Source organism: Streptomyces sp. NRRL B-24085, from assembly GCF_001282115.1.
Lineage (GTDB): Bacteria > Actinomycetota > Actinomycetes > Streptomycetales > Streptomycetaceae > Streptomyces.
In genome coordinates this window covers 1-12148 of sequence record NZ_LJBR01000220.1, presented here as the reverse complement: position 1 = coordinate 12148, position 12148 = coordinate 1, and the positions used below count along the sequence as shown (strand labels likewise).

Genomic DNA, 12148 nt, shown 5'->3' with positions numbered 1-12148 from the left:
GAGGGACGGGCGCCGCTGACCGCGAGGCCGTGCCGGGCGGCCAGGGCCGAGGGGTGTTCGTCGGCCGGGGGCGCTGTCGGGGGCGGGGTGTCGAGGACCTGGCTCACATCCGTTGCTTTCGCTCGGGGGTGGGGGTGGTGCTGGTGCACGTGTGCGGCCGGCGCGCCCGTCATCCGGCGTTTCCTTACGAGACTCTTCACGTTTTCTTACGTCGGGACGGGACCGTATCGTCGCAACGCGAGCGTACGGCGAGAGTGCGTCGGAACGCAACCGTTTCGTCGTCACGCGCCACGTCGGGACGAAACCGTTTCGTCGTGCCGCACCGCGTAGGGACGAAACCGTTTCGTCGCGTCGGCTCGCGTCGGAACGTAACCGTTTCGTCGCTACGCCCTATGCTGTCCGCATGACGACCAACGCCGACGCGCCGCAGACCCGTACGCGCCGCCGTGCCCCGGCAGGAGCCGCAGTACTCCGTGAGGACGTGACCGACGCGATCCGGGCGGCCGTGTTCGAGGAGCTCGCGGCCGTCGGCTATGCGCGGATGTCGATCGAGGGCATCGCGCGTCGCGCGGGTGTCGGGAAGACCGCGGTGTACCGCCGCTGGCGTTCCAAGTTGCACCTGGTGCTGGACGTCGTGTCGGAGATCGCGGTGATGGGTCTGCCGGTGCCGGAGACGGGTTCGCTGGAGGACGACCTGCGGATGCTGTACGAGGTGACGTCGCGGGCGCTGCGGCATCCGGTGGCCTCGCAGATCATTCCGGATCTTCAGGCGGAGGCGGCCCGTAATCCCGAGATCGCCGAGGCGTTGCAGAACGCGTTGCAGAAGGGCCAGGAGGGTGTCGCCAGCAAGATCATCTCGGCGGCGGAGCAGCGCGGGGAGCTCCGCGCGGGCCTCAACGACGAACTGGCCCTGGATCTGATCTCCGGCCCCCTGTACTGGCGTTCGGTGGTGATCCGCAGTCCGAAGCTGCCGAAGGGGTATCTCGCGGCGCTGGCCCGGGCGACGACGGAGGCGTTGAAGGCGCTCTGAGCCTCAGCGGCCGGGCCCGGCGTCCGTTGCCGCGCGCAGGGCGAGGAGTTCCGGAGCGAGCACCTGGATCCGGCTGTCGCCCGTGCTGTTGCCGCCGCGTTCCGTGGGCCCGATCAGTCCGTCCCGCCGGAGCCGGGCCAGGGCGCGGTTGACCGTGACGCGGGTGACTCCGAGGAGGTCGGCGAGTGCGCGCTGACCGCCGGGGAGGGGGACGCGGCTGTCGGTGCCGTGCCGGCTCAGTTCGTCGAGGAGCCAGGACGCGAGGCGGGCCTCGCAGGGCAGGGTGGCCGTGTCGGTGAGCCGTTCCTGCTGGGCGCGGGCCTGGGCGGCGAGGAGCCGTAGGACGTGGGCGCGGACGGCCGTGGAGTCGTCGAGCAGGGCCGTGAAGCGGGCGCGGGGGACGGCCCGTACGGCGCAGGGGGTGAGCGCGGTGAAGGTGGCCGTGTGGCCGGCTCGGTCGAGCAGGGCGACCTTGTCGAGGGCGCAGGGCCCGGACCAGGTGCCGAACCGCAGGACGCGTCCGGCGGCGGTCGTGGCGGACGCGGAGGCGGTGCCGTCGAGCAGGACGAGCAGGTGGTCGGCGGGGGCGCCCTGGTGGCGCAGGGTCTCGCCGGGGCCGTAGCGGCGGGGGACCGAGGTGTCCCACAGGTGGCGCAGGTCGGGCTCGGGGAGCGCGGCGAACAGCGGGACGTCTTGCAGTCGCCGCCAGTCGGGGGTGGGCACGGCGGCTGCTCCTTCCCTCGCTGTATCGGCTGATACAGACGGGCGCGGCGGGCTGAGCCTAGCGTCGTCGCGTCGGTTGTCGTCCTGGGAAGGGGACCTTGTGCTTGTCGTGGAACTCGCCTTCACCTCCGCGCCGGAACGCCTTGCCGCCCGGCCCGCTCACCGTGCGGTGCTCGGCCGTCTGCACGCGGAGGGGAAGCTGTTCGCCGCGGGGCCGTGGGCGGACGACCGGGGGGCGATGCTGCTGTTCGCGGTGGAGCGGGCGGAGTTGGAGGAGCTGCTGGAGGCTGATCCGTACTATCGCTCCACTCCGGGGGTCGAAGTGCGGGCGATCCGGGAGTGGGCGCCGGTCGTCGGGGGCTGAAACGGGACGTGCCCCGCAGGCCCGCCCCGCAGACCTGCCCCGCAGGTCCACCTGGACCTCCGGGACACGTCCCGCGCTCCCCGCCTTCGACACTCGCACCCGCGCCCCCCTCTCCGGCCCTACTCGATGACGAGCTCGACCTCGATGTTGCCGCGGGTGGCGTTGGAGTAGGGGCAGACCTGGTGGGCCTGCTCGACCAGCTTGCGGCCGGTCTCCGCGTCCACGGTGTCGGGGAGTTCGACGCGGAGGGCCACCTTGAGGCCGAAGCCCTCGCCCTGCTTGCCTATGCCGACCTCGGCGGTGACGGCGGCGTCGCTGACGTCCACCTTGGCCTGGCGGCCGACGAGGCCGAGGGCGCTGCCGAAGCAGGCGGCGTAACCGGCGGCGAAGAGCTGCTCGGGGTTGGTGCCCTGTCCGTTGCCGCCCAGTTCCACCGGCGGGGCCAGAGCGACATCGATCTTGCCGTCGTTCGTGTAGGCGCGGCCGTCCCGGCCGTGGGTGGCGGTGGCGACAGCGGTGTAGAGCGCGTCCATGGGAAACCGTCCCTCTCGAAGTCGTGTTCCGGCGGCTCTTCCGGGGCCGCCTCACGGCCATAAGTAGAGCACACAATTCAATTGTGTACAACTAAATGGCTCTCAAGAGCTACCCTGGACCCATGGACACGCCCCCGACCCCGGCAAGCGCTCCCGCCGCGCCCCCGGCCGCCACCGACTGGCTCCGCCTGGACCAGCAGATCTGCTTCTCCCTGAACGCGGCCTCCCGCGCCTTCGGCGGCCTCTACCGCGTGATCCTCAAGGACCTGGGGATCACCTACCCGCAGTACCTGGTGATGCTGGTGCTGTGGGAGCACGGCGATCTGCCCGTCAAGAAGCTCGGCGAGCACCTGCGGCTCGACTCGGGCACCCTCTCCCCGCTCCTCAAGCGACTGGAGGCGGCCGGTCTCGTCCGCCGCGAACGCAGCACCCGCGACGAGCGTTCGGTGGAGGTGCGGCTCACCGAGGAGGGTGCCGCCCTGCGTGAGCGCGCGGAGCAGGTGCCCCGCCGGATCGTCTCGGCCACCAGCTTCGACGTGGACGAGATCCGCGACCTGCGGAACCGCCTCGACCAGCTCACCTCGGCCCTGGACGCGGCGGTGCACACCGAACTGCCCGACGAGGACTGACGGGACCGACGAGGACTGACGGGACCGGCGAGTCGGGCGGCCCGGCACCGCACGTGCCCCGGCGCGCGCACGGTGACGACCGGTGCGTCCTGGTTCACTGATACGCGGACACGGGTCAACCGAAGAGGGGACGGCCGTAGATGACCTGGCTGATCACCGGCGGTGCCGGTTACATCGGGGCGCATGTCGTGCGGGCGCTGACCGAGGCGGGCGAGCAGGCGGTCGTGTACGACGACCTGTCCACCGGCGTCGCCGAGCGCGTGCCGGCCGGTGTGCCGCTGGTGACGGGTTCCACGCTGGACGCCGAGCGGGTCGCGCACACTCTGGCGGACCACGAGGTCACCGGTGTGGTGCACCTCGCGGCGAGGAAGCAGGTCGGCGAGTCGGTGGAGCTGCCGCTGCACTACTACCGGGAGAACGTCGAGGGCCTGCGCGTCCTTCTGGAGGCGGTGACGGCGGCCGGGGTCCCCTCCTTCGTCTTCTCGTCCTCGGCGGCGGTGTACGGCACGCCCGACGTCCCGCTGGTGACCGAGCGGACCCCGTGCGCGCCGGTGTCCCCGTACGGCGAGACCAAGCTGGCCGGGGAGTGGCTGGTCCGCGCCACGGGCCGGGCGACCGGCCTGTCCACCGCCTGCCTGCGCTACTTCAACGTGGCGGGAGCGGCGAGCCCCGAACTGGCCGACACGGGTGTCTTCAACATCGTCCCGATGGTCTTCGAGAAGCTCACGGAGAACGCGGCCCCGCGCATCTTCGGCGACGACTACGACACCCCCGACGGCACCTGTGTCCGTGACTACATCCATGTCGTCGACCTGGCCGAGGCGCACGTGGCCGCGGCCCGCACCCTCCAGTCGGCCCCGGGCCGCGACCTCACCGTCAACATCGGCCGCGGCGAGGGCGTCTCCGTCCGCGAGATGATCGGCCACATCAACGCCCTCACTGGCTACGACCTCCCCCCGACGGTCGCTGCCCGCCGCCCCGGCGACCCGGCCCGGGTCGTCGCCTCCGCCGACCTGGCGGCCTCGGAGCTCGGCTGGCGGGCCAAGCGCGACGTCCGGGACATGATCACGTCGGCATGGGAGGGCTGGGTGCGGCTGCATCCGGAGGCGGCCAGGGGTTAGGTCCTGCCGTCGATCCCCGCCTGCCCGGCGGTGCCCGGCACGGCCGCTCGGGTCTTACCGGCGCGGCCGGCGTCCCGGCCGCCCGACCGGGCGCCAGGTGGACGGGCGGGTCGGTGTGGGATGGGAGGCGCTGGACGGCATCGGCCCCTCCTAGCGGGTCTCGGCGACGGGCGTGTCCGTCGCGGGCCGGGGCACGGTGGCCAGCGGGGTCCGGTCAAGCGCCGCCGCGGCCGACGGCACCGGGTGCCGCTCCGCGAGCGGGACCACCTCCGGCAACGCGGTCTCGCCCAGGACGACATGGCGTACGACCCGTTCGGCGGCGCGGCCGTCGTCGTACGGGCAGAAGCGCTCGCGGAACGCCGCGCGCAGTTGGGCGGAGCGGGAGCCGCGCCAGTGGCCGGTGGCGAAGATGTCGATCAGTTCGTCCTCGCTGCGCGCGACCGCTCCGGGTGCGAAGGACCGCAGGTCGAAGTAGGTGCCGCGGGCCGCCTCGTACGCCTCGCGGTCGTCGGCGTGGATCACGATCGGGCGGTCCAGGTTGGCGTAGTCGAACATCAGGGACGAGTAGTCGGTGACCAGGGCGTCCGAGGCGAGGCAGAGGGACTCCACGCTCGGGTGGTCGGTGACGTCGACGACCCGGCCGGTCGCGTGGGGGACGAGCGGGCCGCCGTGCCGGTGGTGGGCGCGGGCCAGCACGACGAAGCGGGGGCCCAGGCGGCGCAGCACGCGGTCCAGGTCGAGGGGGGTGTGCTGGGTGCGGCGGTAGTCGCGGTGGGTGGGCGCGTACAGGATCGCCACCGAGCCCTCGGGGATGCCGAGGGACTCGCGCAGCCTCCGCACGTCCTCCGAAGTCGCCCGCTGGAACACGTCGTTGCGGGGGTAGCCGTAGGGGAGCGTGGTGTAGCGGCCCGGGTAGACCCGCTCCCAGGTCAGGGTGGTGTGGCGGTTGGGGGACAGGAGGTAGTCCCACTGGTCGACGCCGTGCAGCAGCGCCTCGACATCCAACTCCCCCGCGGCGGCGGGGCGTTCCCGCAGGTCCAGGCCCATGTGCTTGAGGGGCGTGCCGTGTTGGGTCTGGAGGAGGATCTGGCCGGGGCGCTTGACCAGGCGGTGGTCGAAGCCGGTGTTGTCGACGAGGTACTTGGAGCGGGCCAGTGCCGTCCAGTGGGCGGCCGTGCCGGGGCGCAGCCTGCGGGTGGCGGTCGGGATGGTGTGGTGGTGCTCGGGGCGGGCGACCCACGCGGTGCGGATGTGCGGGGCGAAGGTGCGGAACGCCTCTTCCAGGGCGCCCGGGTTGCAGCCGTGGCCGCGGCCCCCGTACGCGGCGAAGACGGCCCGGTCTGCGCGCAGGGGGAGGCAGCGCTGGACGCGGTAGTGGAGGCGGAGGGCCGCCGTGCGGAGGGACCGGGCGAGGCGTGCGGCCGGGCGGGCGGTCCGGCGGCCCAGGCTCCGGGCCAGTTCCGTGAGCCGGTGGGTGCGGTACAGGCCGAGGCGGATCACGGTGTGGCGCAGCCGGGAGCGCACCGGGACCGGGTGGCCCGGGGTGCGGTGGGCGCGGTGGTGGGCACGGGCGCGCCGCAGGAACTCGGCACGGATGCCGCGCGGCAGACGGCCGGGCTCGGTGAGCACCGCCCAGAGGTCGTCCACCATGCGGCGGAACAACACCGGCCGCCAGCAGGCGAGTTCGGGGCGCGGGGTGATGTGCGCGAAGACCCGGTCGTACTGCTCGAACAGGTCGAAGTGCGCTGCCACTTCCGGGAGTTCGCTCCTGCGGTGCTGCCTATGGTGGACACAGACCCGGTCCAGGGTGGCGATCGACTCGGCGGCCATCAGGACCGGGTAGGTCCAGGGCAGGTCGGCGTGCCGGCCGGGCGGGAAGGCGAAGCCCTCGCGCTCGACGAACTCCCTGCGGTACGCCTTGTTCCAGGCCACCGGGGGCACCCGCAGCAGCCCCGGGCGGTCCTCCAGGCGGAACGGCGCCGGGCCGCGCTCGGTGAGCCGGCCCGCTGAGGTCTCGCGGACCTGCTCGCCCGCCCGGTCGACGAGCGCGTGGTCGTGGACCAGGACGTCCGGCTCGCCGGTCTCCTTCAGCCGGTCGGCGACGGCCCGCAGCGCGTGCGGGGCGAGGGTGTCGCCGCCGTCGAGGAACAGCAGGTAGTCGCCCGTGGCCTCGGCCGTCCCGGCGTTGCGGGCGGGGCCGAGTCCCGCGTGCCGCGCCAGGTGGACCGCCCGGACCCGGGGATCGCGGGCCGCGAACTCGTCGATGATCTCCCCGCACGCGTCCGGCGAGCGGTCGTCGACCGCGATCAGCTCCAGATCCTCGTACGACTGCGACAGCACCGATTCCAGGCACGCCTGCAGGTGGGCCTGAACCTCGTACGCGGGGACGATGACACTGAACCTGGGCACGGCACATCCAAGGGTCGGCGCGGGAGTTCTGCCCGGGAACGCCCCAGGGCGACGCGGGGTTACGGTCCGTACGGCATTCGGGCGAACGCGAAGGGGCGGACCGGTGCCGGTCCGCCCCTCCAAGTGCGTTGCCGCTGGCGCTACTTGACCGCGCCCGCCATCACGCCGGACACGAACTGCCGCTGGAACGCGAAGAACACGATCAGCGGAATCACCATCGAGATGAAGGCGCCCGGTGCCAGGACGTCGACGTTGTCGGCGAAGGCACGCATCTGGGTCTGGAGGGCGACCGTGATCGGCTGGCTGTCGGCGTCGGTGAACACCAGCGCGATCAGCATGTCGTTCCACACCCACAGGAACTGGAAGATGCCGAGGCTCGCGATCGCGGGCCCGCCGAGCGGCATCACCACCCGTGCGAACAGGCGCAGTTCGCCCGCGCCGTCGAGCCGTGCCGCCTCCAGGAGTTCACGGGGGATCTCCGCGAAGAAGTTCCGCAGCAGGAACACCGCGAACGGCAGGCCGAAGCCGACATGGAAGAGGATCACTCCCATGATGTTGCCGAACAGGCCGATCTTGCCGAAGAGTTCGGCGATCGGGATCAGCGCCACCTGCACCGGCACCACCAGCAGCCCGACCACGGCCATGAACCACCAGTCGCGGCCCGGGAACTCCATCCAGGCGAACGCGTAGCCCGCGAGCGCGCCGATGACGATCACCAGGACCGTCGCCGGGACCGTGATCAGCACGGTGTTGACGATGGAGTGGGTGATGTCGCTGTTCTGGAGCAGCTTGTCGTAGCTGTCGAGGGTGAGCTGGGAGGGCTTGGTGAAGACCTTCCACCAGCCGGTCGCGGCGAGGTCCCCGGGGCTGCGCAACGAGGAGATCAGCAGCCCGATCGTCGGCACCAGCCAGAACAGGCCGACGACCACGAGGAAGACGCTGATCAGGCCGCCGCTGACCCGCTCGACGAGCCGTGAACTCAGCGACTGCCGCGCCTTCGCCCCCTCGGCCGGTGCCGTCTCGGGGAGCCTTTCGGCCTGAGTGGTCATCGCCGTACCTCCCGCCTGAGCCGACGAATGTTGAACCACATCACCGGGATCACCAGCAGCAGCAGGAACACCGAGATGGCGCTCGCGATGCCCGGCTGGTCCTCGGCGAAGCCCTTGCGGTACAGCTCCAGGGCGAGGACGTTCGCGTCGTCCTGCGAGGAGCCCGGGGGGATGATGAAGACCAGGTCGAAGATCTTCAAGACGTTGATCATCAGGGTCACGGTGACGACCGCGAGGACGGGCGCCAGCAGGGGGACCGTGACCCTGCGGAAGACCTGCCACTCGCTCGCGCCGTCGACCCGGGCCGCCTCCAGGAGCTCCCGGGGGATGCCCGCGAGCCCGGCCGCGATCAGCACCATTGCGAAACCGGCCCACATCCAGATGTACGCCCCGATGACCGCCGGCGTCACCAGCGACGGGCCGAGCCAGTCGAGGCCGTTGTAGGCCTCCTTGAAGTTGCTCGCCGGAAGCCTCAGTTTGGCCCCGTCGGCCTTCTCGGAGAAGGAGAACGTGCCGTCGGCGCCGGCCTTCGCCGTCTCGACGACCTTGCCGTCCTTGACCGCCTCGATCTTCATGCCGGGGTAGCCGAGTTCGGTCGGGTCGACCCCGCCGAGCTTGCCCACACCCTTGCCCCGGGTGAAGTCCTGCCAGGTCGTCCCGGTGATCCGGCCCGGGTCCGCCTGCGGCGCCACGGCCTTCTTCGCGTCACCGGGCATCTGGTCCGGGGCGACACCCACCAGAGGCAGGGTGACCGTGCCGCCGGTGTGGACCGTGGCCTTGGTGACGAAACCGCCGCCCTGGGGCACCAGCGGCGAGTTGCGGCCCGGGTGGGCCTTCGGGAACGCCGAGGACTGCGCGAACGTGTCGTGCACGCCCACCCACACCGCGTTCGCGAACCCCTTGTCCGGGTCCTGGTCGTAGACGAGCCGGAAGATGATGCCCGCCGCCAGCATCGAGATCGCCATCGGCATGAAGACGACCAGCTTGAACGCCGTTCCCCAGCGCACCCGTTCGGTCAGCACCGCGAAGATCAGACCGAGCGCGGTGGCGATCGTCGGCGCGAACACCACCCAGATGATGTTGTTCTTCAGGGCCGTGCGGATGCCGTCGTCAGTGAACAGGGCCTTGTAGTTGTCGATGCCGGCGAAGCCGTCACCGGACTGGTCGTAGAAGCTGCGGACGATCGAGTACCCGATCGGGTAGACCACGAGCGCGCCCAGCAGCACGAGGGCGGGCAGCAGGAACAGCACTGCCACGGTCCTGCGCGTGCCGGTCACGCTCTTGCGCGACTTGGGAGAGGCAGGGGCCGGAGGGACCCCTGCCTCGGTGGCCGATGTCATCGCCTCAGTTCCCGTAGGCGGCCGCCGCGTCGGCCTCCAGCCTCGCCTGCGTGCCCGCGATGTTCTTCGGGTTCGCCAGGAAGTCCTGGAGCGCCTTCCACTCACCCTTGCCGGGGGTGCCGCCGAAGGCCTGCGGGGCCTGGTCCGACATGTCGAAGCGGAAGTCGTCGCCCGAGTCGATCAGCGCCTTGGCGATCTTCTGCTGCACCGGGTTCGGGTACGACGAGATGTCCACGCTCTTGTTCGGCGAGAGGTAGCCGCCCAGCTTGGCCTGGATCGTCGCCGCGTCCGGGGAGGCCAGGAAGGTGGCCAGCGCCTGCGCCGCCTTGGAGTCCTTCAGGATCACGGCCGCGTCGCCGCCGGAGACCACGGGGGCGGTGTCGCCGACCTTCGGGAAGGGGAACACCTTCGCGTCCGTGCCGACCTTCGCCTTCGCCGTCTGGATGTTGACCTGCGCGAAGTCGCCCTCGTAGACCATCGCCGCCTTGGGCTGCTCACCGCCGGTGAAGGTCTGCGTCACCGAGGCCGGGAAGTCTGTCTGGAGCGCGCCCTTGGCGCCGCCCGCGACATAGTCCTTCTTGCCCCACACCTGGGCCAGCGTGGTCAGCGCGTCCTTCACGGACGGGTCCGTCCACTTGATCTCGTGCTTGGCGAGCTGGTCGTACTTCTCCGGGCCCGCCTGGGAGAGGTAGACGTTCTCGAACCAGTCCGTCAGGGTCCAGCCCTCGGCACCGCCCACGGAGAACGGCGTCACGCCCGAGTCGTAGACCGTCTGGGCCGTGGTGAGGAGCTCGTCCCACGTCTTCGGCTCGGTGGCGCCCGCGTTCTCGAAGACCTTGGCGTTGTACCAGATCAGCGACTTGTTGGCGGCCTTGTAGTAGACGCCGTACTGGGTGTCGCCGACCTTGCCGATGTCCTGCCAGCCCTGCGAGTAGTTCTTGGCCAGCTCGGCCTTGGCCTCCGCGCCGAGGGGCTTGGCCCACTTCTTCTCCACGGCCTGCTTGATCGCGCCGGGCTGCGGAAGCATCGCGATGTCCGGCGGCTGGCCGCCCGCGACCTTCGAGCCCAGGAAGTTGACGATCGGGTCCTGGGCGGGCACGAAGGTCACCTTGGCGCCGGTGCGCTTCTCGAACTCCGCAAGGACCTTCTTGAAGTTGGCCTGTTCGGCGCCGCTCCAGACGGCGGCGACCTCCAGGGTCTGACCGTTCAGTTTGGGGAGGGTGACCGTGGTGCCGGTCTCCTTGCCGCCTGTCGCGCCCGTGTCACTGCTCTTGTCGTCGTCTCCGCCGCATGCGGTGAGCGACAGGGCGAGAGCCGCCGCGAGGGCGGCGGCCGCTGATTTCGCAGCCCTGTTCGCTGACCTGGGCTTCCGCTGGGTGCTGCTGGTGGTGCGCATCACGACCCCGTTCTTCGTTCCTCGTCGAACGTTCGAGGGCTGTCCCGTGCGATCTGGTCTACGCCGGGGGAACGAGGTCGGCAAGTGGGCGTCCGCTGTCAACCGCAAGATCGTAATGCCGTCGTGACCAGTGCCGGTGCGTTGCGGCACGCGTCGCCCGGGGGCGGCGCCCCCGGGCCCCTCGGTGGCTACAGCAGTGACGGGACCTCTGCCGCAGCGACTTCCCTCGCCGCGCGTTCCAATGCACTTGCCAGCAGGGCGAGATCCGTCGGTCCGTTGCCCAGTTCACGGACCGGGCGGCGGGCCGGGGGGTCGCCCATGCGTTCCCATTCCAGCGGGACGACCGTGGGCCGCAGGGTCGCGGTGCGGGGGATGCGGCCGGTGACCCGGCCGGCCTGGAAGGCGGTGACCCGGCCGTCGGGCCAGGTCAGCCGGCCACGTCCGGGAGCGGGTTCCTCCGGACCGGTGGCCGGGGTGTCCAGGGCGACGCGGAGGGTGGCCCGGCGGGCCGCCTCCCACTCCGCCGTACGGCCGCCCGGACCGGTCGCGGCCACCAGGTGCACGCCCAGGCGCTCACCCTCACGGGAGACCGCCTCCAGGGCGCGTATGACCGAGCCTGCGGCCGGCCTGCCCGGGGAGCCGAGGGGCGGGGAGACCAGGGCGTCCAGGTCGTCCACGACCACCACGAGACGGGGGAGCGGGGGTGCCGCCTCCGTCTGCCGCCGGGCCGCCGCCGGGCGCAGGCGGATCGTGGAGCTGGGCGGCGAGTCGAGATCGCCGGAGGCCGGGTCGCCGGGCGCGCCCGCGGTGCCCGTCGTGCCCCGAGGGGACGTGCGCTGGGGGGAGGAGCGCTGGGCGACCATGCGGCCCGACACCTCCCGGCCGGTGTGCCACTCCGCGAAGTCGCAGCGGCCGAGCAGCTCCGCGCGCCGCTTCAGCTCGGCGCTCAGGGACTGCGCGAACTCCCGCATGCGGACCGGGTCGTTGGCGGTGAGATGGGTGGTCACGTGTGGTACGTCCGTGCACACGCGCAGACCCTCGCCGTGGCCGCCGGAGGTCACGCCGTCCCGGCCGTCCATCAGGACGACACTGAGGCGGTCGGGGCGCTCGGCCGAGGCCAGCGAGGCGACGACCGCCCGCAGCAGCTCCGTACGGCCGCTGCCTGCGGGGCCCTCGATCAGCAGGTGCGGGCCCTGCGCCACGAGGTCGGCGCAGACCGGTCCGCGCGGTCCGGCTCCCAGCACCGCCCACGCCCGGCCGCCGAGCGACTCCGGGTCGTCGGCCGCGTCCGCCCAGCGGGTCATCAGCGACGGCGGGGTGGCCCGGGCCAGCCCCAACTCGTCGAGCAGCCGGGCCGACCGGGGCAGCGGCGAGGACACGCGCGCGTGGCCCGCGGCGGCGGTGCCGTCCGTCCGCAGCGGTGCCAGCGCCCGCGCGAACCGCTCGGCCCAGGCCGCGGAGACGGCGTCCACCGCGGCGACCGTGCCGTGCCCGACGGGGGCGGGGGCCGCGGTGGAGGTGGTGTCGGCGGCGTCGGTACGGGCTGTCCGGGGG

At 72.0% G+C, this 12148-nt stretch carries 11 protein-coding genes and 1 pseudogene; 4 read left to right on the top strand and 8 right to left on the bottom strand.

Annotated elements, in window-relative coordinates; translation table 11 throughout:
• Window positions 1-107 (bottom strand): annotated as a pseudogene (locus AOJ26_RS44530) (ABC transporter permease); the annotation flags it as partial.
• 296 nt (window positions 108-403) lie between these two features.
• Here AOJ26_RS44530 and AOJ26_RS23565 point away from each other — a divergent pair.
• On the top strand, window positions 404-1030 hold the full coding sequence (locus AOJ26_RS23565; protein WP_053850341.1) for a TetR/AcrR family transcriptional regulator: 627 nt from the start codon (window positions 404-406) through the stop codon (window positions 1028-1030).
• A gap of 3 nt (window positions 1031-1033) precedes the next feature.
• On the opposite strand, the gene AOJ26_RS23560 is transcribed toward AOJ26_RS23565, so the two are convergent.
• Window positions 1034-1753 (bottom strand): Crp/Fnr family transcriptional regulator, encoded by a 720-nt coding sequence (locus AOJ26_RS23560; RefSeq protein WP_053850340.1) that lies wholly within the window; start codon window positions 1751-1753, stop codon window positions 1034-1036.
• 100 nt (window positions 1754-1853) lie between these two features.
• On the opposite strand from AOJ26_RS23560, the gene AOJ26_RS23555 reads away from it, so the two are divergent.
• Window positions 1854-2117, top strand: a complete 264-nt coding sequence (locus AOJ26_RS23555; RefSeq protein ID WP_053850339.1) for a YciI family protein — start codon at window positions 1854-1856, stop codon at window positions 2115-2117.
• Window positions 2118-2236: 119 nt separating this feature from the next.
• Here AOJ26_RS23555 and AOJ26_RS23550 read toward each other — a convergent pair whose 3' ends face one another.
• Window positions 2237-2650 carry an organic hydroperoxide resistance protein gene (locus AOJ26_RS23550; RefSeq protein WP_053850338.1) on the bottom strand — a complete coding sequence of 138 codons (414 nt, stop codon included), beginning with the start codon at window positions 2648-2650 and terminating at the stop codon, window positions 2237-2239.
• A gap of 122 nt (window positions 2651-2772) precedes the next feature.
• On the opposite strand from AOJ26_RS23550, the gene AOJ26_RS23545 reads away from it, so the two are divergent.
• Both AOJ26_RS23545 and galE read left to right on the top strand, forming a co-directional pair.
• The gene (locus AOJ26_RS23545; RefSeq protein ID WP_053850337.1) at window positions 2773-3279 is read left to right on the top strand and encodes a MarR family winged helix-turn-helix transcriptional regulator; all 507 of its coding nucleotides are present in this window, start codon (window positions 2773-2775) and stop codon (window positions 3277-3279) included.
• Between the two features lie 140 nt (window positions 3280-3419).
• Window positions 3420-4400 (top strand): UDP-glucose 4-epimerase GalE, encoded by a 981-nt coding sequence (gene galE, locus AOJ26_RS23540; protein WP_053850336.1) that lies wholly within the window; start codon window positions 3420-3422, stop codon window positions 4398-4400.
• A gap of 150 nt (window positions 4401-4550) precedes the next feature.
• Here galE and AOJ26_RS23535 read toward each other — a convergent pair whose 3' ends face one another.
• From AOJ26_RS23535 to AOJ26_RS23515, 5 genes are all read right to left on the bottom strand, one after another.
• Window positions 4551-6809 carry a bifunctional glycosyltransferase/CDP-glycerol:glycerophosphate glycerophosphotransferase gene (locus tag AOJ26_RS23535; protein WP_053850335.1) on the bottom strand — a complete coding sequence of 753 codons (2259 nt, stop codon included), beginning with the start codon at window positions 6807-6809 and terminating at the stop codon, window positions 4551-4553.
• Window positions 6810-6949: 140 nt separating this feature from the next.
• The gene (locus tag AOJ26_RS23530; protein ID WP_053850334.1) at window positions 6950-7858 is read right to left on the bottom strand and encodes a carbohydrate ABC transporter permease; all 909 of its coding nucleotides are present in this window, start codon (window positions 7856-7858) and stop codon (window positions 6950-6952) included.
• Entirely contained in the window at window positions 7855-9198 is a 1344-nt protein-coding gene (locus tag AOJ26_RS23525) for a carbohydrate ABC transporter permease (RefSeq protein ID WP_078960005.1), read from the bottom strand. Before AOJ26_RS23525 ends, AOJ26_RS23530 begins: the two co-directional genes overlap by 4 nt.
• Window positions 9199-9202: 4 nt before the next feature.
• Window positions 9203-10594: an ABC transporter substrate-binding protein gene (locus AOJ26_RS23520; RefSeq protein WP_053850332.1), complete on the bottom strand. Its 1392-nt coding sequence runs from the start codon at window positions 10592-10594 to the stop codon at window positions 9203-9205.
• Between the two features lie 188 nt (window positions 10595-10782).
• On the bottom strand, window positions 10783-12148 hold a 1366-nt coding region (locus AOJ26_RS23515; RefSeq protein ID WP_267889449.1), incomplete at its 5' end, for an FtsK/SpoIIIE domain-containing protein.

What these genes read in the sequence shown, in the direction of transcription:
- AOJ26_RS23565 (WP_053850341.1), top strand. Translation starts at nt 404, where the DNA reads ATGACGACCAACGCCGACGCGCCGCAGACCCGTACGCGCCGCCGTGCC.
- AOJ26_RS23550 (WP_053850338.1), bottom strand. Translation starts at nt 2,650, where the DNA reads ATGGACGCGCTCTACACCGCTGTCGCCACCGCCACCCACGGCCGGGAC.
- AOJ26_RS23545 (WP_053850337.1), top strand. Translation starts at nt 2,773, where the DNA reads ATGGACACGCCCCCGACCCCGGCAAGCGCTCCCGCCGCGCCCCCGGCC.
- galE (WP_053850336.1), top strand. Translation starts at nt 3,420, where the DNA reads ATGACCTGGCTGATCACCGGCGGTGCCGGTTACATCGGGGCGCATGTC.
- AOJ26_RS23530 (WP_053850334.1), bottom strand. Translation starts at nt 7,858, where the DNA reads ATGACCACTCAGGCCGAAAGGCTCCCCGAGACGGCACCGGCCGAGGGG.
- AOJ26_RS23525 (WP_078960005.1), bottom strand. Translation starts at nt 9,198, where the DNA reads ATGACATCGGCCACCGAGGCAGGGGTCCCTCCGGCCCCTGCCTCTCCC.
- AOJ26_RS23520 (WP_053850332.1), bottom strand. Translation starts at nt 10,594, where the DNA reads ATGCGCACCACCAGCAGCACCCAGCGGAAGCCCAGGTCAGCGAACAGG.